General features: G+C 72.7%; 18 protein-coding genes. 11 read left to right on the forward strand and 7 right to left on the reverse strand.

What is annotated here, in order from left to right; genetic code table 11:
• Positions 1-18 precede the first annotated feature (18 nt).
• Positions 19-732, forward strand: a complete 714-nt coding sequence (locus ACIA6A_RS17980) for an alpha/beta fold hydrolase (protein WP_396098795.1) — start codon at positions 19-21, stop codon at positions 730-732.
• 16 nt (positions 733-748) lie between these two features.
• Here the strand turns inward: ACIA6A_RS17980 and ACIA6A_RS17985 are convergent, their stop codons facing one another.
• Positions 749-1,099 carry a hypothetical protein gene (locus tag ACIA6A_RS17985; protein WP_396098796.1) on the reverse strand — a complete coding sequence of 117 codons (351 nt, stop codon included), beginning with the start codon at positions 1,097-1,099 and terminating at the stop codon, positions 749-751.
• Positions 1,100-1,139: 40 nt separating this feature from the next.
• Here ACIA6A_RS17985 and ACIA6A_RS17990 point away from each other — a divergent pair, with 40 nt between their 5' ends.
• Positions 1,140-2,003 (forward strand): alpha/beta fold hydrolase, encoded by an 864-nt coding sequence (locus tag ACIA6A_RS17990; RefSeq protein ID WP_396098797.1) that lies wholly within the window; start codon positions 1,140-1,142, stop codon positions 2,001-2,003.
• A 49-nt stretch (positions 2,004-2,052) separates the two neighbouring features.
• Here ACIA6A_RS17990 and ACIA6A_RS17995 read toward each other — a convergent pair whose 3' ends face one another.
• The 3 genes from ACIA6A_RS17995 to ACIA6A_RS18005 form a co-directional block, all read right to left on the reverse strand.
• Positions 2,053-2,364: a hypothetical protein gene (locus ACIA6A_RS17995; RefSeq protein ID WP_396098798.1), complete on the reverse strand. Its 312-nt coding sequence runs from the start codon at positions 2,362-2,364 to the stop codon at positions 2,053-2,055.
• Positions 2,361-3,149: an alpha/beta hydrolase gene (locus ACIA6A_RS18000; protein ID WP_396098799.1), complete on the reverse strand. Its 789-nt coding sequence runs from the start codon at positions 3,147-3,149 to the stop codon at positions 2,361-2,363. Before ACIA6A_RS18000 ends, ACIA6A_RS17995 begins: the two co-directional genes overlap by 4 nt.
• Before the next feature lie 65 nt (positions 3,150-3,214).
• Positions 3,215-5,500: a BTAD domain-containing putative transcriptional regulator gene (locus ACIA6A_RS18005; RefSeq protein WP_396098800.1), complete on the reverse strand. Its 2,286-nt coding sequence runs from the start codon at positions 5,498-5,500 to the stop codon at positions 3,215-3,217.
• 124 nt (positions 5,501-5,624) lie between these two features.
• On the opposite strand from ACIA6A_RS18005, the gene ACIA6A_RS18010 reads away from it, so the two are divergent.
• From ACIA6A_RS18010 to ACIA6A_RS18025, 4 genes are all read left to right on the forward strand, one after another.
• On the forward strand, positions 5,625-8,285 hold the full coding sequence (locus ACIA6A_RS18010) for a LuxR C-terminal-related transcriptional regulator (RefSeq protein ID WP_396098801.1): 2,661 nt from the start codon (positions 5,625-5,627) through the stop codon (positions 8,283-8,285).
• Between the two features lie 30 nt (positions 8,286-8,315).
• A complete protein-coding gene (locus ACIA6A_RS18015) occupies positions 8,316-9,827 on the forward strand; it encodes a BTAD domain-containing putative transcriptional regulator (RefSeq protein WP_396098802.1) in 1,512 nt (503 codons plus the stop codon).
• A gap of 75 nt (positions 9,828-9,902) precedes the next feature.
• Positions 9,903-10,529 (forward strand): response regulator transcription factor, encoded by a 627-nt coding sequence (locus ACIA6A_RS18020; RefSeq protein WP_396098803.1) that lies wholly within the window; start codon positions 9,903-9,905, stop codon positions 10,527-10,529.
• 95 nt (positions 10,530-10,624) lie between these two features.
• Positions 10,625-11,050 carry a peptidase inhibitor family I36 protein gene (locus tag ACIA6A_RS18025; RefSeq protein WP_396098804.1) on the forward strand — a complete coding sequence of 142 codons (426 nt, stop codon included), beginning with the start codon at positions 10,625-10,627 and terminating at the stop codon, positions 11,048-11,050.
• Positions 11,051-11,056: 6 nt separating this feature from the next.
• On the opposite strand, the gene ACIA6A_RS18030 is transcribed toward ACIA6A_RS18025, so the two are convergent.
• Positions 11,057-13,132, reverse strand: coding sequence for a BTAD domain-containing putative transcriptional regulator (locus ACIA6A_RS18030; RefSeq protein ID WP_396098805.1), 2,076 nt, complete (start codon positions 13,130-13,132; stop codon positions 11,057-11,059).
• Between the two features lie 170 nt (positions 13,133-13,302).
• Between ACIA6A_RS18030 and ACIA6A_RS18035 the strand changes: the two genes are divergently transcribed.
• The 3 genes from ACIA6A_RS18035 to ACIA6A_RS18045 all read left to right on the forward strand — a co-directional run bounded on the left by ACIA6A_RS18035 (position 13,303) and on the right by ACIA6A_RS18045 (position 18,910).
• On the forward strand, positions 13,303-16,521 hold the full coding sequence (locus ACIA6A_RS18035) for an AAA family ATPase (RefSeq protein WP_396098806.1): 3,219 nt from the start codon (positions 13,303-13,305) through the stop codon (positions 16,519-16,521).
• Between the two features lie 149 nt (positions 16,522-16,670).
• Positions 16,671-17,279 carry a sigma-70 family RNA polymerase sigma factor gene (locus tag ACIA6A_RS18040; RefSeq protein WP_396098807.1) on the forward strand — a complete coding sequence of 203 codons (609 nt, stop codon included), beginning with the start codon at positions 16,671-16,673 and terminating at the stop codon, positions 17,277-17,279.
• 125 nt (positions 17,280-17,404) lie between these two features.
• Entirely contained in the window at positions 17,405-18,910 is a 1,506-nt protein-coding gene (locus tag ACIA6A_RS18045) for a S8 family serine peptidase (protein WP_396098808.1), read from the forward strand.
• A gap of 39 nt (positions 18,911-18,949) precedes the next feature.
• On the opposite strand, the gene ACIA6A_RS18050 is transcribed toward ACIA6A_RS18045, so the two are convergent.
• On the reverse strand, positions 18,950-20,359 hold the full coding sequence (locus ACIA6A_RS18050) for a polysaccharide lyase family 7 protein (RefSeq protein WP_396098809.1): 1,410 nt from the start codon (positions 20,357-20,359) through the stop codon (positions 18,950-18,952).
• Positions 20,341-22,170: an RICIN domain-containing protein gene (locus ACIA6A_RS18055; RefSeq protein WP_396098810.1), complete on the reverse strand. Its 1,830-nt coding sequence runs from the start codon at positions 22,168-22,170 to the stop codon at positions 20,341-20,343. Before ACIA6A_RS18055 ends, ACIA6A_RS18050 begins: the two co-directional genes overlap by 19 nt.
• A 222-nt stretch (positions 22,171-22,392) precedes the next feature.
• Between ACIA6A_RS18055 and ACIA6A_RS18060 the strand changes: the two genes are divergently transcribed.
• Together ACIA6A_RS18060 and ACIA6A_RS18065 are read left to right on the forward strand one after the other, a co-directional pair.
• Positions 22,393-23,094 (forward strand): zf-HC2 domain-containing protein, encoded by a 702-nt coding sequence (locus tag ACIA6A_RS18060; RefSeq protein WP_396098811.1) that lies wholly within the window; start codon positions 22,393-22,395, stop codon positions 23,092-23,094.
• A gap of 72 nt (positions 23,095-23,166) precedes the next feature.
• Complete coding sequence (locus ACIA6A_RS18065) at positions 23,167-23,796, forward strand: VanZ family protein (RefSeq protein WP_396098812.1); 630 nt, start codon at positions 23,167-23,169, stop codon at positions 23,794-23,796.
• Positions 23,797-23,802 lie beyond the last annotated feature (6 nt).

The raw sequence follows: 23,802 nt of genomic DNA on the forward strand, positions 1-23,802 counted from the left end.
CCCAACCGAGGGAGAATCATGTCCACCCCGACCGTCGTCCTTGTCCACGGTGCTTTCGCCGATGCCTCCAGCTATGCCGCGGTCATTCCGGCACTGCTCGACAGCGGCGTGAAGGTGATCGCCCCCGGCTCGCCGAACCGCAGCCTCAGCGGCGACGCCGCCTATCTTGCCTCGATCGTGCGCCAGATCGAGGGACCGGTCCTGCTTGTCGGCCACTCGTACGGCGGCGCGGTCATCACCGTCGCCGGCACCGAGGACAACGTCGCCGGTCTGGTCTACCTCGCCGGCTACGCCCTGGCCGAGGGCGAGAGCCTGGGGCAGCTCCAGAGCGGGTTCGCCGACGCCGATCTGGCCACCGCGCTGGTCTACACGCCGTTCCCGGTGGCCGGGGGCGAGGACGGCATCGACGTCTCGGTCGACGTCGAGAAGTTCCCGGCGATCTTCGCCGCCGAGGTCGACACCGCCGTGACCCGGGTACTCGCGGTCTCCCAGCGCCCGCTGGCCGCCCAGGCCTTCGGTGAGCCCGCGCCGGCCGCTGCGTGGAAGACCAAGCCGTCGTGGGCCGTGGTCGCCACCGCCGACCGGGCCATCAACCCCGACGTGCAGCGTTTCGGTTACCAGCGGGCCGGTGCGGACATCGTCGAGCTGGACTCGTCGCACCTGGTCATGGTGGCGCGCCCGGCCGAGGTCGTCGCCGTGATCCAGAAGGCCCTGCAGGCCGTCAGCAAGTAGCCACCGCGGCGCGGGGTCACCGGCAGACCGTCAGGAACGGGACGAGCACGCAGCAGCAGAGCGTGATCGTGCCCAGGACGGCGGTGCCCCCGCGCACCGCGACCTCCGCGCCGCCCCGGCCGCGCCAGGTGACCGGCAGGGCCTGCTCCGCCAGCACGAGGATCACCCAGCCGAGTGCCAGGACCGGCAGGTAGGAATCCCAGACCGGGTCGGCGAACGCGCTGGCGTTGCCGTTGCCGCCGAGGTTGGGGCACTCCCCCGGATCGACGACCGGGTGCAGCCAGATCAGCAGGCCGGCGAGGAACACCGCGCCGGCCAGCACGCTCCAGAAGCCGCTCAGCACGGATGACCGGGGGGCCTTGTCCATCAATTCAGCTCTTTCCCGATGAAGTCACGGAGTGACCGCCATGACCGAGATCCATCACCGCTACGCCGTCGTCCGCGGCCACCGGCTCTTCTACCGCGAGGCCGGCCCGGCGTCGGCGCCCACCCTGGTGCTGCTGCACGGTTTCCCGACCAGCTCCCACATGTTCCGCAACCTGATCCCGCTGCTGGCCGACCGCTGGCGCGTGATCGCCCCGGACCACCTGGGGTTCGGTGAGTCCGACGCACCGCCGGCGAGCGAGTTCGACTACACGTTCGACGCTCTCACCGACCTGACCGCCGATCTGCTCCACCAGCTCGGCGTGCCCCGGTACGCGCTGTACGTCCAGGACTACGGGGCTCCCATCGGCTGGCGGCTCGCCCTGCGCGACCCGGCGGCCGTCACCGCGGTCATCAGCCAGAGCGGCAACGCGTACGAGGAGGGCTTCGTCCCGGCGTTCTTCGACGGCGCCCGGGAGTACTGGAAGGACCAGAACCCCGAGACCGAGGCGGGCGCCCGTCAGGCGCTCACCGAGGAGTTCACCCGCTGGCAGTACCTGACCGGGGTCGCCGACGAGACCCTGGTCGACCCGGGTACCTGGCGGCACGACCACGCGCTGCTGTCGCGTCCCGGCAACGACCTCGTCCAGCTGCGGCTGATGCGCGACTACGGTACGAACCCGCCGCTCTATCCCCGCGTGCACGCGTATTTCCGGGAACATCAGGTGCCGCTGCTCGCGGTCTGGGGACGTAACGACCCGATCTTCGGTCCGGCCGGCGCGCTCGCGTTCGCCGGCGACCTGCCGACCGCCGAGATCCACCTGCTCGACGGCGGGCACTTCCTGCTGGAGAGCGCCCTCACGCAGACCACCGCCCTGATCCGTACGTTCCTGATCGCGAATCTCTGACGGCGCCGGCCCCGCACCCGTGACGAGGTGCGGGGCCGGCCCGGCTGCGTCAGTCATCGACGGCGACGACTTCCAGCCTGGTGTTGTTGAGATCGCGCAGGACGATGGTCGAACGCACGTAGGGATCGTTGCTCCGCTGGATGCCGGAATGCGCGATGTCGAGACTGTCCAGCCGGGCCACCCAGGCCTCGAGGGCCGGCCGGCCGCTGACCCGCAGCGAGATGTAGTCGTCACCGGCGCGGACCCCGTCCGGGCCGGTGCGGGGCTCGACGACGAGGTCCGCGAGACCGGCCCGCCCGGCGGCCTGCAACACCCGCTGATACCACGCGACACCGGCCTCGATGTCCCGCTCGCGGCTCATCGGCCCTGACGGCCGAGCCAGGCCAGGGTGTCGTCGGCGAGTTCGCGCCAGCCGTGGTCGAACGGGGCGCTGTGCCCACGGTCGGCGTACGTGACGATGTCGGTACGGGCCTTGGACGTCGAGTACAACCGGAACGCGGCCGCGACCACCGAGGCGGGCACGGTGTGGTCCTTGCCGGCCGACACGAGCAGCAACGGGCCCCGATCGTCGCGGGTCGTGTCGACCTCGGTCGGGGAATTCCTGGTGAAGTTCGCCGACGAGGCCTCGAACAGCGGGCGGCCCGGGCTCGGGATGGCGATCCGCTCGTAGAGCTCGGTGCTCTCCGCCGCCGGCAGCGCGTTGCCGAACGAATAGGCGAACTGCTTCTCGGTGAGCGACACGACGTTGCGCTTGTTGCCGGGCCGCGACAGCACCGGGAAGCTGGACCGCAGCAAGCTCGGCGGGATGATGCGGATGCCCTTGATCGGTGCCGGCGAGAACGCCACCGCCGCCCGGAGCAGGCCACGGCTGAGCAGTTTCTGCGCGATCAGGCCGCCGAAGGAGTGCCCGACGACGATCGGCGGGCTGTCGAGCCCGGCGATGAACGCGGCGTAGGAGTCGGTGATCTCCTCGACGCCGACGGTCCGGCCGTCGGCGTGCAGCCGGGTGTCGGCCACCGAGTCACGGTCGCCCGGCCACCCCGGCGCGTACGTCCGGTAGCCCTGCTCGCCGAAGAGCTCACGCCACGGCTGCCAGGCCTCGGAATGGATCCACAGTCCATGGATGAAGACAACGTTATCTGTCATGATGCGCCTCGCCTCTAGCTCGTTGTGATCAAGCTAGGGTTGGCCACTTCACGACGAGTGGACGCCTAGTGGACGGTGCCGAGCGCCCGGCGGGCCGCGGTCAGGTTGCGCAGGATGTGTTCCTCGCCGGCCTCGTCGTGCTGTTCCCGGGCGGCCCGCAACGCCGTCCGCGTGGTCTGCTCCCAGTCGCCGAAGTGGCCGCTCTGCTCGAAATACGGCTGCATGGCGAGGGCCAGGTGCCAGGGCACGATGCCGTAACCGAGGTCCGCGGCGTGCCGCACCGCCGCGCGCAGGGCGTCGTACTCGGCGGCGAACCAGCGGATCGCCGCGTCGCGGGTCGACGGCTGTTCCGCGAGCACCCCCGGCAGGGCGGGCGGCAGCGTGACCGGCGGGTCGTGCGGGCAGAGCAGGGCGTGCGCGTGCACGCTGCTGTAGAGGTAGTACTGCAACAGGCGGCTGATCGCCTCGGACCGTTCCGGTTCCGGGTCGGTGCTCCGGAACAGCTCGGCGGCGTACGCCTTGAGCAGCACGTGCAGCGAGAACCGGCCCCGGCCGTCCTCGTTGATCAGCGCCGCTTCGCACAGCTCGCCGAGCTGCGCGCGGGTGACGGCGACCGGTTGCCCGGACAGCGACGCGCAGGCCCCGACCGAGACACCCGCGGCCGGCGGGACGCAGAGCAGCCGGAACAGGTGCGCCGCCCCGGGGGCCAGCTCGTGGTACGACCGGACGAACGAGGTCCGTGGGTCGCCGTGCTCCCCGGTGGGAAACGCGTCGAGGGTGGCCGCACCCCCGGCCAGCTCCGCCGCCACCGCGGCCAGCGTGAGACGCGGCCGGGCGCTGAGCCGGGCGGCCAGCAGCGCCAGCGCCAGCGGGAGGCGCCCGGAGCGGTCGAGGATCACCTCGACCGCGTCGCCGGCCGCCGCGTCCATCTCCGCGGCCCGGTTCGGCGCGGCGGACAGGCGGCGGCGCAGCAGGTCACGGGCGGCGGCCGGGTCCGGTGGTTCGACCCGCAGCAGGTGGGCGCCGTCGTGGGCGGCCAGCTCGACCAGCGGCCGCCGGCTGGTGACCAGCACCATGCTCCCCGGGGAGGCCGGCACCAGGGGACGCACCTGATCGGCGTCGAGCGCGTCGTCCAGCAGGAGCAGGATCCGCTTGTCCGCGGTGTGACTGCGGAAGGCGCCGAGGCGCGCGTCGTACGTACCGGGTACCTGCCGGGCGGGTACGCCCAGCCCGTACAGCAAGGTGGTCAGGGCCTCCTGCCCGGTCTCGTGCCCCCGCAGATCGAGGGCCAGCTGACCGTCGGTGAACAGGTCGGCGACCTCGTGCGCGAAGTGCACCGCCAGCGTCGACTTCCCCACCCCGGCCATGCCGTCCAGTGCCACGATCAGCGGTCCGCCCCGGCCGTCGGGGTCCCGCGCCGCGACCAGGTCCCGCAGGGTGCCGAGCTCGGCCGTCCGGCCGGTGAACATGGGCTGGTCCGGGGGCAGTTGCGCGGGCCGGGGCAGCTGGTCGGGCGGGATCGGGCGGTCGGTGAGCCGGCCGGGGTCGAGGGCCGGCTCGTCGAAGACCGGCGCCACGGTCTGGGTGAGCACCCGGCGGTGCGCGGCCTGCAGTTCGGTGCCGGGGTCGATGCCGAGTTCATCGGCCAGCCGCTCGCGGATCGTCCGGTACAGCGCCAGTGCCTCGGCCTGGTGCCCGGCGGCGGCGAGCGCGATCATCAGGCCGGCGTGGACCGGCTCGTGGAACCGGCCCATCGACGCGGCCAGCCGCAGCGCGGCCAGCACCCGGGCGTCCTGGACGAGGGTGTTGGCGACGGCCGCGGCGGCGATGGCCGCGTCCTGGAACTCCCCGTCGATCGACGCGAAGGCCGCCGTCGCCGCCGCGCTGTCCGCCAGCGAGTCACCGGCCGGGCCGTGCCAGAGCCGTAGCGCCTCGGTGTACCGGTCGAGGGCGGCGTCCGGGCGGCCGGCGGCGACCTCGTCCGTCGCCGCCGCGACCAGGGTGCGGAACGTGCTGAGGTCGAGCTGCGCGGTGCCGAGGGAGAAGAGGTAGGCGCTGCCGTGCCGCAGCAGGTACGACCCGGTCGAGCGCGGTGCCAGGCCCGGCTCCAGCATCCGGCGCAGGGCACCGACGTACTTGTGGATCACGTTGACCGCGCTGGCCGGCGCGTCGTCGCCCCAGAGCAGGCCGACCAGCTCGGTCACGCCGAGCGGGCGGCCCTCGAGCGCGAGGAACACGGCGAGCAGGCACCGTTGCTGTCGCGGCCCGGCATCCACCTCGGTGTCGCCGAGCCAGACCCGTAACGCGCCCAGGATCTCGATCCGGGGTGCGGGGTCGGTGGGATCGGGCACGGGCGGGTTCCCCCTCGCGGTCGGGCGGCACGGACGATCCGCACCGTAATCGACGGCACTGGACGATATGTGGACGGGCCGGGCTCGACTTTGATCTTCGTGGGTGCCATTGGAGGATGGGGGTATGGCGGAGATTGTCGGGCGCGAGGACCAGGTCACCACGCTCGAGGCGCTGCTCGGCGACGCGGCCGGCGGGCGGGGCGCGGCCCTGGTGCTGCGCGGTGAGGCCGGCATCGGCAAGTCGGCGCTGCTGGAGCGGGCGGTCGACGCCGGGCGTGAGCGTGGGATGCGGGTGCTGACCGTGACCGGGGTGCAGGCCGAGGTGCACATCGCGTACGCGGGACTCGATCTGCTCCTGCGCCCGTTACGTCCCGTCGCGATGGACACCGGGTCCCCGTACCGGATGGCGGTCGAGGTCCTCGATCTTCTCGGTGAGCCGGACGAGGCGGTGCTGCTGGCGATCGAGGACGCGCACTGGCTGGACGCCGCCAGCTGGGAGACGCTGACGTTCCTCGGCCGGCGCGTCGGGTCGGACCGCATCGCCGTGCTGATGGCGGTGCGCGACGGCGAGGACATCGACCGGCGGCTGGCCGCGGCCGGGCTCCCCGAGCTGCGGCTGGAACCGCTCTGCCCGGACGACGCCGGGCGGTTGCTGGACCGGACCGCGCCCGGGCTGCCCGCACCGCTGCGGAGCCGGGTGCTGGACGAGGCCGCCGGGAACCCGCTCGGCGTCGTCGAGCTCGGGGCCGCGGTCGCGCGGTCCGGCAGCGCCGCCCTGCTCCCGGCGTCAGTGCCGCTGAGCACGCGGGTGGAACGCACCTTCGGCGGTCTCGTCGCCGACCTGCCGCCGCTCACCCGCACCCTGCTGCTCGTCGCGGCGCTGAACGACGGCGGCAACCTCGGCGAGACCCTGGCCGCAGCCGCGCTGCTGACCGGCGCCGACGTGCCCGCGGACGCGGTCCAGCCCGCGGTGACGGCCCGCCTGGTGACCGTCGACGAACACTACGACCTGCGGTTCCGGCATCCCCTGCTGCGCTCGGCGCTGCGTCAGCAGGCCGCTGCGGGTGACCGCCGACGGGGACACGAAGCGCTCGCCGAGGTCCTGTCCGGCCACCCGGCACGCCGGCTCTGGCACCGGGCCTCGGCGTCGCCCGGGCCGGACGAGACCCTGGCCCGTGAACTCACCGCGGTCGCCGCCGAGGCCGCCCAGCGCCAGGCGGTCGCGATCGCCGCCGCCACCGTCGCCCGGGCGGTGCAGCTCAGCCAGGACCCGGCCGCACGTGGCCGGCGGCAGCTCATGGCCGGCGCGCTGGCGGTGGAGCAGGGCGACGAGCACACCGCGCGGCGCATCCTCGAGGAGATCGACGTGAGCGCGCTGGCCCCGGCGGAACAGGCCCGGCTGGCCCTGTTCCGCGAGGGCCACTCCTCGAAGGCATTCTCCGGGGCCGAGCAGCTGCTCACGTTCGCCGACCTGATCGACGTCGTCCATCACGAGGACAGCATCGAGCACGCCGTCGAGGCGATGAGCGAGGTGGGGGTGCGGGCCTACTACACAGCCACCCCGGCCGACGTCACCGATCGGCTCGTCGACGTCACCCTCGCTCTGCGCCGCGCGGCCGACGACCCCCGGCTCACCGGCGTGCTGCTCATGGTCGACCCGGTCGGCCGGGGCGCCGACGGGCTGGAACGGCTGCGGCAGCTCGTGCACCGCACGGACCTGCCGCCGGTGTGGCGCAGCGACATCGCGTTCGGTGCCTGGGCGCTCGGCGCCTTCGAGATCGCCGAGGCGCTCGCCCTGTCCAGCGCGGCCGAGCACCGGGCCCAGGGCCGGATCGGCTCGCTGGTCCAGGCCCTCAGCGCGGGTGCGTCCGCGCACGCCGGGCTGGGCGACGCCCGCTCCGCGCTGCGGCTGGCCACCGAGTGCGTCGCCCTCGCGGAGGAGGCCGGGCAGATGATGTGGGCGGTGGGCGGCGGCCTGGTCGTCGCGCTGGCCGAGGCGCTGAGCGGGGACATCGTCGCCGCCCGGCACCGGGCCGACGTCGGCGAGCGGATGTTCACCGCGGCCCGCCGCTTGCCGATGCTGGCGCTCGTGCAGCGGGCCCGAGGGGTGGCATCGCTCGCCGAGGGCCACGCGGACGACGCTTTCCGGCAACTGATGCGCGTCTTCGACCCGGCCGACAGTGCCCATCTGCCGCACCAGCGGTTGCACCTGCTCGGACATCTGGCCGAGGCCGCGGTGCTCGGCGGTTTCCTGGACGAGCTGCGCCCGGTGGTGGCAGACCTGGAACCCGTCGCCACGCGGAGCCAGTCACCGTCGCTCCAGGTCGGGCTCGGCTATGCGCGCGCGGTGCTCAGCGGGGACTACGAGACCGCGCTGGCCCAGGATCTGACCGGCTGGCCGTTCGACCGGGCCCGGCTGCAGCTCACGTACGGGTCGGCGCTGCGCCGCGCGTTCAAGCTCACCGAGAGCCGTCCCCTGCTGCGCGTGGCGGCGGACACGTTCGACTCGCTCGGGGCGGCGCCCTGGGCCGACCGCGCCCGCGCCGAGCTGCGGGCCACCGGGGAGACCCGCCGCAAGCCGATGGACGCGCTGGCCGAGCTCACCCCGCAGGAGCAGCAGATCGCCCGGTTGACCGCGGAGGGCCTGAGCAACCGCGAGATCGGCGCGCGGCTGTTCCTGTCCCCGCGGACGATCAGCACGCATCTCTACCGGATCTACCCGAAAGTACACGTCAGCTCACGCACCGAACTGGCCCGGATCATTACGTCATCTGACGTAGTCTGACGACCCTGAGCTGCCCCTAGCTTCATCCGCATGACAGTGCACCTGCGGATCCTCGGCCCCTTGCGCGTCATCCGGGGCGACGGCGAAGTGGATGCCGGACCCAACCAGCAACGGTGCCTCCTGGCGCTGCTGCTCGCCCGGGAAGGGCATCCGATCAGCATGAACGAGCTGATCGAGCTGCTCTGGGGCCCGTCCTCGCCGCCAACCGCGGTCAATGTCATCCACAAGTACATCGGGGTGCTGCGCCGGCTGCTCGAACCCGGCCTGCCGCCGCGGGCTCCCGGCGAGTACCTGCTGCGCCACGGCAACGGATACCGGTTCACCGCCGGTCCGGAATCGCTCGACCTGGTCCGGTTCCGGCACCTCGTCGCGCAGGCCTCGGCGCACGCCGGCCGCGACGAGTTCGACGAGGCCCTCGACCGGTACACCGAGGCCCTGCGGCTCGGCGCCGGCCGGGTCGCCGACGGACTCGCCGACACCCCGTCGGCCCGGGCGGTCTTCGCCGGTCTGGACAGCGAGTTCAGTGACGCGCTCCTCGCCGCGGCCGAGATCGCGGTCCGCCTGCGCCGCCCGGGGCTGCTGCTGGCGCCGCTGCGGCGGGCCGCCGAGCTGGACCCGCTCAACGAGCTCCTGCAGGCGAGCCTGATGACGACCCTGGCCGCCGCCGGGCACCAGGCCGAGGCACTGGCCGCCTACCGCACGGTGCGCGGGTCACTCGCCGCCGAGCTGGGCATCGACCCGGGGCACGCGCTGCAGGAAGCGCACCGGCGGGTGCTGACCCAGACCGTGGTGCCGGCCGGCGGCACCGACTCGCCCGGGCCGCTGATCCACCCGGCGCAGCTGCCGCCGGACCTGCCGATGTTCACCGGCCGGGAGCACGAGCTGGCGGCGCTCGACACGCTGGCCGCGGGCCTGCGCGCCGAAGGGCGTACCGGGCCGCTGGTGATCACGATGGACGGCCCTGACGGCGCCGGCAAGTCCACCCTCGCCGTCCGCTTCGCGCACCTCGTCGCCGACCGTTTCCCCGACGGGCAGCTCTACCTCGACCTGCGGGAAAGCCGACCCGACAACCTGCTCCGATCCCTTCTGTACGGACTGGGCCTGCGCAGAAACGACGTCCCCGACACGTTCGACGCGCTCGTCGGGACGTACCGCAGCCTGACCGCGGGCCGGCGGCTCCTGATCCTGCTGGACCACGCGCACGACGCCGAGCAGGTCCGGCCGTTGCTGCCCAGCTCCGCCGGAACCCTCGTGCTGGTCACCAGCGGACCGCCGCTGCTCGACCTGGCCGCCCGCGCCGGCGCACACCAGCTGCGCGTCGATCCGCCGGACCCGCCGGCCGCACGGGAGCTGTTCGCCCGCCGCCTCGACGGCCGGGACCGCCCAGACAGCGCGGCGCTGGCGGAGATCGTCGAGCTGTGCGGCCGGATGCCGCTGACCCTGTCGCTGCTCGCCGCCCGGCTCGCCGCCGCACCCACCCTGTCACTGACCGCGGTCAGCAACCAACTGCGCCAGGACCCGGACCGCCGCGCCGTTCGGTAAGAAACCGTCAACTGGGGCTGGCTACGGTTTGCGACCGATCCACCGCAGCGACCGATCCGCCCGCAGGAGACACTCATGAGAACGACGAACGTGGCCGTGGTTTCGCCGTCCGAACCGACCCGGACCAGCCTCAGCCGCCTGGCCACCGACATCCCCGGTCTGATCGTGAGCCTGCAGCTCTCCTCGATCACCCAGCTGGCCCCGCCACCGTCCGGGCCACCGATCGCCATCGTGGACATCACCCGGATCCGCCCCGGCTCGATCAACCGGCAGTACTGGTCCCTGCTGCCGCCGCGGACCCGGCTGGTGCTGATCTGCCGCCCCGGCGAGCCACCGGCGCTGCGCGACGCGGTCCGGGCCGGGGCCCGCGCGCTGATTCTGCCCGACCCCACCGCGCAGGACCTGCGATTCGCCACCGAGGCGGCCGCGCTGGACAGCGTCTACCTCAGCCCGGGCCTGGTCAGCACGGTGTTCGGCAGTCCCGACGATGCACCGGTGCGGCTGCCGGGCCGCGAGATCGAGACGCTGCGGCTCGCCGCCGCCGGACTCACCAACGCGGTGATCAGCGAACAGATGAGCGTGAGCGAGGCAACGGTGGAGACCTACCTCAAGCGCATCCGGGCCAAGCTCAACGCGTCGAGCAAGGCCGAACTCATCACCCGCGCCACCGAGCTGGGCTACCTGACCTCATCCACCACATAGGAATCCGAATCAAGTGGGAGTTCAGTGCACGCACCTAGCTTCGGTCCAGGCGTGGCCATCCGACGGCGCCGCCCGGAACCGAAAGGTGTACCCCGATGAGAACCCCTCGACGGATCGCTGTCTTCCTCTCCGCACTCGCGGTGGCTTCCGCCTCGTCGGCGGTCGTGGCGTCGAGCGCACAGGCGGCGGCCGCATGTTACGCCGGTGAGTTGTGCGTCTATCAGCACAGCAATTACACCGGTTCGGTCTTCAAGGTCCCGGCCGACAGCAGGGGCTGGCTGTGCGACATGGACCTGCGCAACAACACGTTCTACAACGGGGAGCCGATGGACAATAAGGCCTCCTCGATCAAGAACAACACGGGTAAGGCAGTCGACCTGTACCTCGATCCCGCCACCAACGGCATCGACATCGACTACATCATTTCCTGGCAGCAGAGCGTGCCCAACATGGCCACCGTGGTGCCGTCGGGCAGCTTCGCGGGCGGCAACCTCGACAACCAGCTCTCCGGCATCTGCTGACGCACCTCAACGGCCCCGGCGGGGGGCGTACCCGAGCATCTCGTCGCGTTCCTGGAGCAGCCCGGACCGCTCCAGGAACGGTTGCAGGCAGAGCGCCAGCTGCCCCGCCTCGACGCCGTACCCGAGCTCGGCGGCCGCGCGGACCGCTGCCGTGAGCATGTCCCGGCGGGCGGCGAACCACGTCATGGCCTCGGCGGGCGACGCCGGCCGTTCGGGGACGACCCCGGGTGGGGGCGCGGGCAGCGCGAAAGCCGCTTCCCCGGCCCCGAGCGCGGACCGGGCGTGGTAACTGCTGTGCAGGTGGTGCCGCAGCAGGCGGCCGGTCGCGGTCCGCCGCTCGGCCGGCGTCCCGGCGATGCGGAAGACCTCGGCCGCGTACGCCCCGGCCAGCGACCCGATCCTGAACAAGCCACGGTCGTCGTCGGTGACCAGGGCCGGCTCCGCCAGTTCGGCGAGGTCGGCACGCGTACGGCCGACGTCCCGCCCGGCCAGGGCGGCCGCCGCCGCGACCGTGATGTTTGGGCCCGGCACGAGCGACAGCAACCGGAACAGGGTGGCCGCGCCGGGGCTGAGCAGGCGGTAGGACCAGGAGAGCACCGCCCGGGGATCGCTCAGGCCGGGGCCGCAGGAGAACGCGTCCAACCGCCGGCCGATGTCGCGCAGCTCGGCCGCGACGGCTGCCGGGGTCAGTGACGGCTGGGCATGCAACCGGGCACCCTGGATCGCCAGGGCCAGCGGCAGCCGGTCGCACCAGCCGACGATCTCGTCGAGGGGGTCCGGGGCCGGGTCCGGTTTCGGGGCTGGGCCGGGCCGTTGGATCCGCCGGCTGAACAGCTCGCGGGCCGCCGCCGGATCGGGCCGGCCGACGCGCAGCAGGTCCGCCCCCTCGAACGCGGCCAGCCCGACCAGCGGACGGCGGCTCGTGACCAGCACCAGGCTGTGCGCGGAGTTCGGCAGCAGCGGACGGACCCGCACCGGATCGCGCACGTCGTCCAGCAGCACGAGCACGCGCTTGCCCGCGGTCAGGCTGCGGTAGAGGCCCATCCGCGCCTCGGGCAGGTCCGGGATCCCCGATCGGGGCACGCCGAGCGCGTGCAGGAACGCCTGCAGGGCGTCCGAGGTGGACAGCATCGCGTCATCCCGGTCGCCCCGCAGGTCCAGGAAGAGCTGGCCGTCGGGGAAGCCGGCGGCGACCCGGTGCGCGAAGCGGGTGGCGAGGGCCGACTTGCCGACGCCGCCGGCACCGCTCAACGCCACCACCAGCGGACCGGTCCGCCCGACCGACCGCCGGCCGGCGACGAGGCCACCGAGCGTGGCCAGTTCGGCCGACCTCCCGGTGAACACCGGGAGGTCCGGCGGGAGTTGCGCGGGACGCACCATCGCGGCCGGCCGGGGATCGCCGGCAGGGCGGCCGCGGTCGCCCGGCATCGCGGACTCCCGGTCGGCGGCGGCCAGCACGGCCATCAGGCTCGCCTGTACCCGCTCGTGCCCGGGAGCCATGTCCGCGGCTAGCCGCAGCGCGTTCAGCACCCGGGACGGCCGGCCCACCCGTACGGCGATCTCCGCGGCCGCGACGGTGGCGGCCAGGAACTCGGCGTCGACGGCGGTCAGGACGGCCGCGCCGCCGGCGGTGGACGCCAGTCCCTCCCCGGCCGGGCCGTGGCACAGGCGCAACGCGTCGGCGTACCGGTCGAGCGCCTCCTCGTCCGGCAGACCACCGGCCCCGGCCGCGTCCACGATCCGGCGGAAGTCCGCGAGGTCCAGGATCCCGGCACCCCCCGCGAAGCAGTACCCGTCGGCATGCCGGATCAGGTACGACCCGGAGGATCGCGCCTGCAGCGCGGGTTCGAACAACCGGCGCAGCACCCCGATGTATTTGTGGATCACATTGACCGCGCTCGCCGGTGGTTCGGTGCCCCAGAGCAGCGTGATCAGGTCGGACATGCCGACCGGGTGACCGGCGCGCGCCACCAGCAGCGCGAGCAGCCGGCGTTGCTGGCGTGGCCCGGTGTCGAGTTCGGCACCGCGCAACCACACCCGCATCGGGCCCATGATCTGCACCCGCAGTCCGGCCGGTTTCATACCTGTGGGCCACCGCACACCGTCATGACCGGACCGTAACGGCCCGTAGTGGATTATTTCTTCCTTGTTACTGCCGCCGCTTGATCGACGGTGTCCGGGGCACGCGATACTTACCAGCGAATTCCGTGCACTGAACAAACCGTCACGTTGTCGCCCGGGGGTGGTCCGGCATGCAGGAACCCAGCGGGTCCCCACGCCTGCGGATCCTCGGCTCGCTACGGCTCTGGCTCGACGGCACCGAGGTGGAGACCGGCCCGCAGCAGCAGACCTACCTGCTCGCCCTGCTGCTGGTCCAGCACGGCCGGCCGGTCGGCACGGCCGAGCTCATCGATCTGCTCTGGGGCCGCGACGCCCCCGGCAGCGCGCTCAACGTCATCCACAAGTACGTCGGCGCCCTGCGCCGGGTGCTCGAACCCGGCCTCCCCGCCCGCGGGTCGAGCCGCTGGCTGCACCGTATCGGCGACGGGTACCAGTTCACCGCCGCGGCCGGCATGCTCGACCTGACGGTGTTCCGGGAGCGCGTCCAGCGGGCGCGGATCGCCCGGGAGCGCGGGCAGGACGAGGCGGCGCTCGACCATTACGGCGAGGCCCTGGCGCTCTGGCACGGCCGGGCCGGTGAGGGGCTCACCCTCACCGCGGCCGCCATGCCCGTCTTCGCGGCACTGGACGCGGAATTCCTCAGCACCTGCCTGGTCGCGGCGGAGCTCGCAGTCGCGCTGCGCACCCCGAGGCGGGCGCTGCCGGCGCTGCACCTCGCCGCGTCGATGGCACCGCTGGACGAGGCCGTGCAGGCGATGCTCGTCACCGTCCTGGGCGCCGCCGGGCACCAGGCGGAGGCGCTGACGACGTTCCAGCGGGTCCGCATCCGGCTGGACGAGGAGCTCGGCGTCCGGCCCGGCCCGGCGCTGCGGGACGCCCAGCGGCTGGTGCTGATCCGGCCCCCGGAACCGGCAGACTCCCCACCGGCAGACTCCCCACCGGCAGCTCCAGGACCGGCAGCGGCGGTACCGCCGGGCCGGCCGGGGATCCCCGTCGGGCCGCCGGCGGCGGGTCTCGTCGGGCGCGTCGAGGAGCTCGGCGCGTTGCGGCAGACGGTGAGCTCGGCACTCGCCGGGCGTACGGCGTGCGGCATCGTCGAGGGCGAACCCGGCGCGGGCAAGACCCGCGTCCTGCTGGAGGTCGCCGCCGAGGCGGAACGGCGCGGTGCGCTCGTCGCCCGGGGCGCCTGCCTGGACGGCGCCGGGACGCCGTCGATGTGGCCGTGGGTGCAGGTGATCGGCGCGGTCGTCAATCACCTGCCCGCCGCCGACCGAGACGGATGGCTCGCCGGTGAGCTCGGCCGGCTGGTCGAGGGACGCGGCGACCTGCTCGCCGCCCCGGTGCTGCCGGACAACGGCACCCCGTTCCGCCTGTTCGAACAGGTCGTCGCGCTCATCGGGCAGGTCGCGGCGCGGCGGCCGGTCCTGATCGTCATCGACGACCTGCAGTGGGCCGATGCCGGCTCGCTCGCGCTGTTCGGCCACCTCGTGGCCCGGATGCCCCGGCGCAACGCGCTGATCGCCGCGCTGCGCGACCGTGCTCCCCGGCCCGGCCCGGAGCTGTCCCGCACGCTCGCCGCGGCCAGCCGGGTGCCCGGCCATCGCCGGATCCGGCTCGGTCCCCTCGGCCCGGACGAGGTCGCCGAGCTCGTCCGCCGGGAGACCGGGCACGAACCCGGGCCGGAGACGAGCAGGGACATCCACACCCGTACGGCCGGGAACCCGTTCTTCGTCCGTGAGCTGTCCCGGCTGCTCACCGCCGACGGTGTGCTGTCCGACGAGGCTGCGGTTCGGGCCCGGGTGCCGGCCACCGTGCGCGACGTCGTGCTCGACCGGATGGCCGGCCTGGACGAGGACGCGCGGCTCCTGCTGCGCACCGCCGCGCTGATCGGGCGCGACGTCGGGATCGGCCTGCTCGCCCGGACCGCCGGCCTCGACGTCGGTGCCTGCCTCGCCCTGCTCGAGCCGGTGGAGGCACTCGGGGTGTTCGAGTCCACACCGGACGATCCGTTCTCGTTCCGCTTCGCGCACGACGTGGTCCGCGAGACGCTGACCGAGACGACGTCCCCGGCGCGGGCGCTCCGGCTGCATCTGCTCGTCGCGGACGCGCTGGAGGCCACCGGCCCCGGCGGTGACGACGTCGCCGAGCGCCTCGCCCACCACCTGCGCTGCGCCGGCCCGCTCGCCGATCCGGCGCGTACCGCCCACGCCCTCGTGCGGGCCGGGCTGCGGGCGGCGGGCAAGTCCGCGCTCGAAGCGGCCGAACACCACCTGCGATCGGCCGCACAGCTGGCCCGGGCGAACAACCTCGCCGAACTGGAACTGGCGGCGCTGGCGCACCTGAGCACGGTCGTCGGGATGCGTTCGATGTACGGATTCTCGACCCCCGACCTGCTGGAACGCGCCGAGCACCTGGCCCGCTCCCTCGGCCGGGACGTCCAGGCCGCGGCCCTGCTGTACGCCCGCTGGGCGGCGTACGCCCAAGCCATGGAGTTCGACCGCGGCGCCCCGCTGGCACGCCGGCTGCTCCGGCAGGGCGAGGCCGCCACCGACCCGTTCGTCCTCGCCTGCGGTCTGCAGGCCTGGGGCATCCATCAGTGGGACATGGGCGACATCGACGAGGCCTTCCGCTATCTCCGCCGCTCGCAGCCCATGATCCTCGACCTCGGCCGGCGCGAGGACGATCCGGGTCGCCACGACCTGCAACTGCTCATGGCCGGCACGCTCGCGGAGACGACCGCGCTGCACGGCGACGTCGCGGCGGCGCAGGCCCTGCTCGACCGGCTCGAGGCCGTGGCCGGCGCGGACCCGTACATGGCCACCGTCTGGGCCACCTTCACCGCCCGGATCGCGTCCATCGTCGGCGACCCGGTCCGGGCCCTGCGCGCCGCGGACCGTGGCATCGCCGTGGATCCCGGCTTCTCATTCGTCTTCCTGGGCACCTACCAGCGGCTGGCCCGGTGCTGGTCGCTGGCCATGACCGGCACCGACCCGGCCGGCAACGCGGAGCGGGCGGCACACATCATCGCCGCGAACCTGCTCGACCCACCGCTGTCCTGTGTCGCCACCTGGTTCGGCCTGCTCGCCGAGATGCACCTCGCGGCCGGCGCCACGGACGAGGCCGCGGCGGCCCTGGACCGGGCCGATCTACTCCTCGCGCGGCACGGCCAGCGATACCCGGAAGGGCTCCTGATGCTGCTGCGCGCCCGCCTGCTGCACGCCCGCGGGGAGTCCACCGCCACCGTCCGGGCCGCCGCCGGCCGGGCGCTCGCGCTGTCCACCGAGCGCGGTGCGCACCTTTTCGCCCACCGCACCGAGAGATTCCTGCGCGAGCTCCTGAATCCACAGTGAACGAACGGCCCTGAGGCGATCAAGTAGAAGTCCACTGCCGCGCACTTGAATGGGCCGGCGGCGATCGTCGCGACTCGCCAGACACCGGCCGCGGTACCCGGACGGCCGGTGCGGCCAGGGGTGCGTAACCCCGGGGGAAGGGGTGGCGCGTGCATCCGGTTGACGACGAGGTCCAGCGCTCGGCCGCTGAGGGTCGGAGCACTGTGGACGTACGGGATCCCGGAGAGGCCGCGGCGCTGCGGCATCTGCACCTGATCCACCGTCCGGTGCTCGTCGCGTACGCCGTCGGGCTGGCGAACGGCGACATCCACTGGGCCGAGGACATCGTGCAGGAGACGCTGCTGCGAGCGTGGCGGAACCCCGGGGCCCGCAACGAGGACGGGCGCTGGAACCGGGCCTGGTTGTTCACCGTCGCGCGGCGGGTGGCGATCGACAACGTCCGCGCGGCACGGGTGCGGCCGGTCGAATACACCGACGAGGTCCTCGAGGTCGCCTACGACCACACCGAGGAGCGCATCCTGCGCGATCTCGACTCCCGGACGGTCCGCGACGCGGTCGCCGCCCTGCCGGAACGCCTGCGCACCACGCTGATCACCCTGTATTTCGAGGAACATTCCATTGCTGAGGCGGCAGCGTCGCTGAACATTCCCCCGGGCACCGTCAAGTCAAGATCGTTTCACGCTATCCGCGCACTCCGCAAGTCCTTGGCAGAGCGCGGATTCTTCACGGGAACATATCCGGAGAGGTCAACGAAATGAAGCCAGGGGCCCATCGTTCCCGCTGGTCAACCACGAAGCGAGGTGCCCTTTTCAGCCTTGTCACGGCGTCGGCGGCACTGCTCGGAATCGGTCCGGCCCAGCCCGCCGGGGCCGATACCGCATTGGTGAAGTACTACGTCGTCGCGGCGACATATGCGGGCTCCCCGGAGAACCTGACCGAGATAGCGGGACGATTTCTCGGCAGTGACGCGCGGTCGACGGAGATATTCAACCTCAACGTCGGGCGGGCGCAGCCGGACCAGGGCGTGCTGGCCGATCCGGCTCGCCTGACGGCCGGGTGGCGACTGATCATGCCCTGGGACGCCGTCGGCCCGGAGATCGTCTACGGGCCGCTCTCCACAGCGGACAGCGCCGGCACCGGCGCACCACCGGTGGTCGCCGCCCCGGCGGGAACGAGTTGTGCCGGCGCCGCGTCGACGACCCGGGTGGACTGGGCCCAGCTGCGCCTGGCCGCGGATCTCGCCTGGCCGCACAGCAGCGGCAAGGGCCAGGTCGTCGCCGTGGTCGACTCCGGGGTCAACGGGAAACTGCCGCAGCTGACCGGCCGGGTCAGCCCGGGCCGGGACATGGCGGACGACAAGAGTCCCGGTGACTCCGACTGCATCGGGACGGGCTCCTCCATGGCGGCCCTGATCACCGCCCATCAGATCCCGGGCAGCGAACTGACCGGCGTGGCACCGGACGCGTCGGTCCTGCCGGTCCGGGTGGCCGCCGGACCCGCGGCCGTGCAACCCCCCAACGCCCAGGCCCAGGGCATCGCGTACGCGGTGACGTCCGGCGCCGGCATCATCGCGCTGGGTCCCGCCGTGGACGCCGGGGCACCCGAGGTCGCCGCGGCGCTGCAGGAGGCGGTGCGCAACGACGTGGTCGTCGTCCTCGGCGCCAAGGCGGAGGACGACAAGGGCGAACCGCCGGCCGGGCCGGGGTTCATCCGGGTCGCCGGCGTCAGCGCCGACCTGCGCGGCGCGGACACGTACCGCAAGGGCGGTGTCGACGTCTCCGCGCCGGGGGTGAACGTGACCAGCCTCGGTGTCACCGCTTCCGGGGGATCGGCGGGGAACGGCACGTACTACGCCGTGGCCTTCACCGCCGGTCAGGCCGCGCTCGTCCGGTCCGCTTTCCCGGACCTCACCGCCGCGCAGGTCGCGCACCGCATCGAGGTGACCGCGGACCAGATCGGCGAGGGCACGCTGCCCGACGGTTCCTTCGGCTGGGGAATGATCAACCCGGGGGTGTCGGTGACCCGGGCCCTCGCCGAGGAGACCGCGGCGGCGGCCGACGAGGCCCCGGCGCCGGAACCCCGCCGGCACACCTGGCTTCTCGTCCTGGTCCTGGTCGTCATCGCGGCCGCCACGACGTTCCTGGTCCGGCGGATCCGGCGGATCTGGCGGGGCGGTGACGGCGACGAACACCTGTCGGCGCTGCCCGTCCAGGTGCACGGCCCACTGGTCCCGGTCGACGCGATGAGCCGCCGATCGGACACCGCCGCCGACCGGGGTGACCCGGCATGGGCCGGGCCTTCGACCACCGGTCCCGCGGTGCCGGCCGCCGCCACGTCGCACTGGACGGACGGCGACGCGGAACCCGTACCCGGTGACAAGGACTGGTGAGACGACGGCCGGCGGAGCGATCGCTCCGCCGGCCTTTTCCTACCTGTGGTCGACGTCCATGCTGTAGAACTTGACCCGCGCGCCGTTGGCACTGTTCGACGACACGGACTGGTTGTACGCGCCGAGCTGGAAGAAGTGCTTGTACTGGTTGAACGAGGACGGGATCGGATAGCTGGTCCGCTTGCCGTTCACGGTCAGGTTGACGGTGTTGCCGGAGACGTTGATGACATAGCTCCAGCGGTCACCGAGCCGGACGTTGCCGACCTTGTGCAGGGTCTGGCCACCGGCGGGCGAGTTCTCCATACCGATGTAGATGTCGCCGGACGGCCGGTAATAGAGCTCGAGCAACGGCTTCATCGACGGGCCGCCCGAGCCGAGGTGCACCTGACCGACACACACGTTCTTGGTCACCTGCGCCACCCGCAGCTCGGCGCTCAGCGTGTGGCTGCCTGCCTTGGCCCAGTACTTCGCGGAGCCGTCCGGGTTCATCTCCCGCAGCTCCGACCGCGGGTACCTCGACTCCTTCCAGGTCACGCCCCGCTCGGGCGCCCAGAACGTCATCGAGCCGTCCGTCTTGTCGGTCCAGAAGTAGGCCGGGTTGACGTATCCGTCGGGGCCGCGCAGCCGCGACGGCGGGATCACGTCCGGCCGACCGGGGCTGCCGACCGGCAGCTCCAGGTGCCAGGTCGACAGGTCGAAGTTGCCGCCCGGAGCCACCCCCGGGTCGAGCCCGGCCGGTGGCGCCGTCGGCCCCACCGTCGGATCCGGCGCCGGGCTGCTCGTCGGGCTCGTCGTCGGCGCACCTGTCGCCGGTTCGCCGGTCGCCGGGCTGGTCGTCGGGCCACCGGTCGGATCGCCGGTCGGATCGCCGGTCGGATCGTCCGTCGGGTCAGCGGGCAGACCGACCGTGGGTCCGGCCGGCGGGGTGGCCGTCGGGTCGGCCGGCACCTCGAGCGGCAGCAGCCAGACCTGGTTGCTGGCGCCGGTGCAGGTCCAGACCTGCAACCTGGTGCGGTCCGCCCAGCCCCAGTCGGTCGCGTCCAGGCACTTGCCCGAACCCGTGTTGACCAGCAGACCGTGGTTGACCTCCCACTTCTGCGCCGGTGTGTCGTTGCAGGCGAACAACTGCACCTTGGCGCCGTCGGAGGTGGACCCGTCGGTCACGTCCAGACACTTGCCCAGCGCCCGGACCGAGTCGTCGTCCTCGATCGTCCACTTCTGCGCCACCGTGCGGTTGCAGGTGAACAACTGCACCGCGGTCCGGTCGGCCCGGGACGCCCCGGCCACGTCGACGCACTTGCCACCCGGGTCGATGATCGCGAACCCGGAGCCCGCGTCGGCGCCGGTGACGCCCAGGACACCGACCACCCCCACGACGACCACCGCGGCGGCCCCGGTGGCCCCGGCGGCGATCACGTTCTTCTTCGCCATCATCGGACGAGACTCCATCTCTGGTCACGCTGGGTGGAGACCTCGTCCCAGACCTCGACCCAGTGGCCGTTCCAGGTGCCGTCCTTCGCGGTCGGCGCCACGTCGGAACCGAGGATCTCCAGCAGCTTGCCGGTAGCGTGGTTGCGGATGTGCAACCTGCTGTAACCCGCGTATTCCAGGGACCATTGCTGGTAACGGTCCGTGGGGTTCACTTTCACCTGCAGGATTTTCGCGCCGTTCCAGGTACCGCCGGGCTCCACCGCCATCGCAAGGCCGCTGTAAGCATTCACCCAGACGATGTAGTTCTTCTCGGGAGCGGCGGTCAGCCGCCAGTACATGTCCTTTTCTTTTTTGTTCTTCCAGAGCACGACATGGGCACCCACGGTCTTGTTGGAATCCTGGTAGGGAATTTCCGCCACCGAATTGGTCCAGTCGTTGACCAGCTGATAGGTGTCGCCGACCCGGAACCCGCCGATCGTCGCCGGTGGGGCCGGCGCCCGGGTCGTGGGCTTGGTGGTGGCCGGCGGCCGGGGCTTCGTGGTCGTCGGTCCGGTCGTCGGCTCAGGAGCGGTCGTCGGCTCAGGAGCAGTAGTCGGTTCGGTGGTCGGCTCCGGACCGGTCGTCGGCCGGGGACCGGAAGTCGGCTTGGCACCGCCGGTGGGCCGGGGCTTCTTCGTGGGCTTCGCACCGGCCGTGGGCTTGCCACCGGCGCCGGGGGCCGGCTTCGCAGCTGAGCCGGGCTGAGGCACCGTCACCTGCGGGGTGCTGCCGCCCACCACCGGCCCCGTCCACGGCGACGGGCTCGCGGCCACCGGCAGGCCGGGGTTCAGCTCCGGGTCCTTCTCGTACTCCGCGACGAAGTTCACCGCGGACTCCGCCAGCTGCGACACGTTCGCCCGTGGGACCCCGTTCGCCGCCCGCACCGCGGACTCCCCCCACTGGTACGACGCGAGGGCCAGACGATAGGGCTCGGCCCCGTTGAGCTCGCCGAGCTGGGCGTCCAGGTCGCACATCGCCATGCCGAGCGCGGGGATCGCGTCGTCCGGCTTCCACACCGACGCGGACTCCGACGGGCGGTACTGGCGCCACATCTCGGGGCTGAACTGCGCGATGCCCTGCTCACCGTCGGGCGAGCGCAGGTTCGGATCGAACTTGGACATCGCCATGAGCTGCGCGGCGATGCGGGGCGCGGTGATCGCCGGGCAGATCTTGCCCGCCTTGCGGATCGCGGCGGTGTAGGCGGGTGGGACCTTGGCCGCCGCCGGCACGTGCTGGACCGCCTGCACCGTACGGGCGCTGATCCGGAACGGCTCCTGGTCGGCATACCACCGCGCATAGGCCGAGGCCTTGTCGACATCGGACCGGATGTCCTCCGGGACGCCCTTCTCCTTCGCCACCACGTCGAGGCCGCTGCGGCCCGCGGCGAGCGCCAACGGCCACATGTCGCCGGTGAGGCCCTCGGAGCGCAGCTGCCCGACGAGGTCACAGGTGCCGTGGGCCAGCGCGTAGATGTTCGCCTCGCTGTTCCCGCGGACCGCGTCCTCGGCCGGACGCCACTTCTCCCACATGTCGTCGGTCAGCCCGGCCACGCCCTGAGCCCCGTTGGTGAACCGCGAAGCCATCATGATCTGGGCGGACAGCCGCGCCGGGCTCAGCGTCGGACAGGACAGCGAGGCCGCGACGATCGCTTCCGCCAGGGCCGGTGGCACGTTCTTTCCCGCGAGTTTCGCCCCGCCGGCTGAGGCCGGGCCGTCGCCTTGCAGCGGCAGGAGTCCGGCGGTGAGAATCGTGGCGCTCAACCCGGCGAACGCCGCACGACGGCGGGCCATAGGGGAAGACCGCCATCGAAGCCTTCGAGATTTTCGGACGGACGAGGTCATCAACGCACCTTCAAGGCCATAATGATCTGGGTCGAACATCCAACGGCGGGATACCGGAATCGGTTCACGCGCCCGGTTCCGGTGCGGGAATGCGAAATCGGGGTGAACCCGGTCACCGGCCGCGCCGTTGAATGAGCACCATATCGGCGGACAGAATCTGCGAGGACACCCTTGGACGCGCTCGAAAATGTCCGTGATGAGTCGCATGTCGCGGTGCTGCTCGGGCCCTATTACGCCGATCGGCTCGGCCCGGACGACAACCGCCGGGTGGAGGAACACCTCCCGCATTGCGCCGCCTGCCAGGCCCACGCCGGCGAGGTCTGCGAAGCGCTCGCGGCGATCGCCCTGCTCCCGGCGGCGGATCGCGACCGGCTCAGGGCCGGGGTCCCCACGCGTACGGTCACCTCGGCCCGCCGCCACCGGCCGGCCCGCTGGACGGCCCACCGGGTGCGCGCGCTCGTGCAGAACGCCCTCGTCGCCGCAGCGGTCCTGATGTCCGGCGGCCTCGTGCTGTCGGTACTGATCGACGGGGACCCACCGGAGGCCGCGGAACGCCCGGTGCCGGTGGCCGCGACGGTCTCCGCCTCCGACCGGTCGACCGGCGCGTCCATCTCCCTGCTGCTGACGAGCTCACCCGCGGGGGCCACCCTGAAAGCCACCGTCTCGGGCCTGGTCCCGGCGACCGGCTACCGGATGTACGCCGTCACCACCGACGGAGCGGCGATCCCGGTGGTCTCCTGGACCGGTGACGGCGTCGTCCAGGACGTCTCCGGCGACGTCCGGGCCACCCCGGCGAGCCTGTCCTTCGTCACCGTCGTCCGCGCCGACGGCGGCACCCTCGTCTCGGTGACCCTGGCCGCCACGCCACGCTGACGATCACCTGTATCGCGGGCGTATGCGGAACCGGATACGCCACGGCAACCGCCCGTCGGTTCCCCTGGGGGTATGAAGCGGATCCTCCTGGTTGTCCTCGGCGTGGCCGCCGCGGCGTTCGCGGTGCGGCGTCCCCTGCTGATGGCCGCTCCGGCGTGCTTCTCCGGGCGGTGGCACGGTTGCTACGACACCGAGAACGGCGTGGTGCTGATGACGCTTGCCGGGCTGCCTCTGGCCGTACTCGCCGGGTGGGTCCTGACCTTGTCCGGCCGTGCCGTCCGGACGAGTGCGGCCGAGGTGGGCATGGTCTACGGGACCGCGCCGATGGTGTGGCTGACGCTGATGCCGGGCCCCGGGGCCGGCGTCGTCCCCGGACGGGTGAGCCTGATCCCGCTGCAGGACCTGGTGACGATGGGCCCGCTCGGGATCGCCGGCAACCTGGTGATCTTCGCGGCGCTGGGGTTCTTCGCCCCGATCCGGTTCGCGGCGGCGGCCTCCCTGCCGCGGGTCCTGGCGCTCGGTGCGGGCTGCTCGGTCCTGGTCGAGACCGCGCAGTACGTCTTCCAGCTGGACCGGGTGTCCTCCGTCGACGATGTCCTGGTCAACGCCGCCGGCGCCGGGCTGGCCGCGCTGGCGTCCCGCCGCTGGTGGCGCCACCCGTCGGAGGTACAACCGCCGGGGTCGCGGGTCCGGCATGTCTAGGCTCGC

It is taken from the genome of Actinoplanes sp. NPDC051494, from assembly GCF_044454705.1.
Lineage (GTDB): Bacteria > Actinomycetota > Actinomycetes > Mycobacteriales > Micromonosporaceae > Actinoplanes.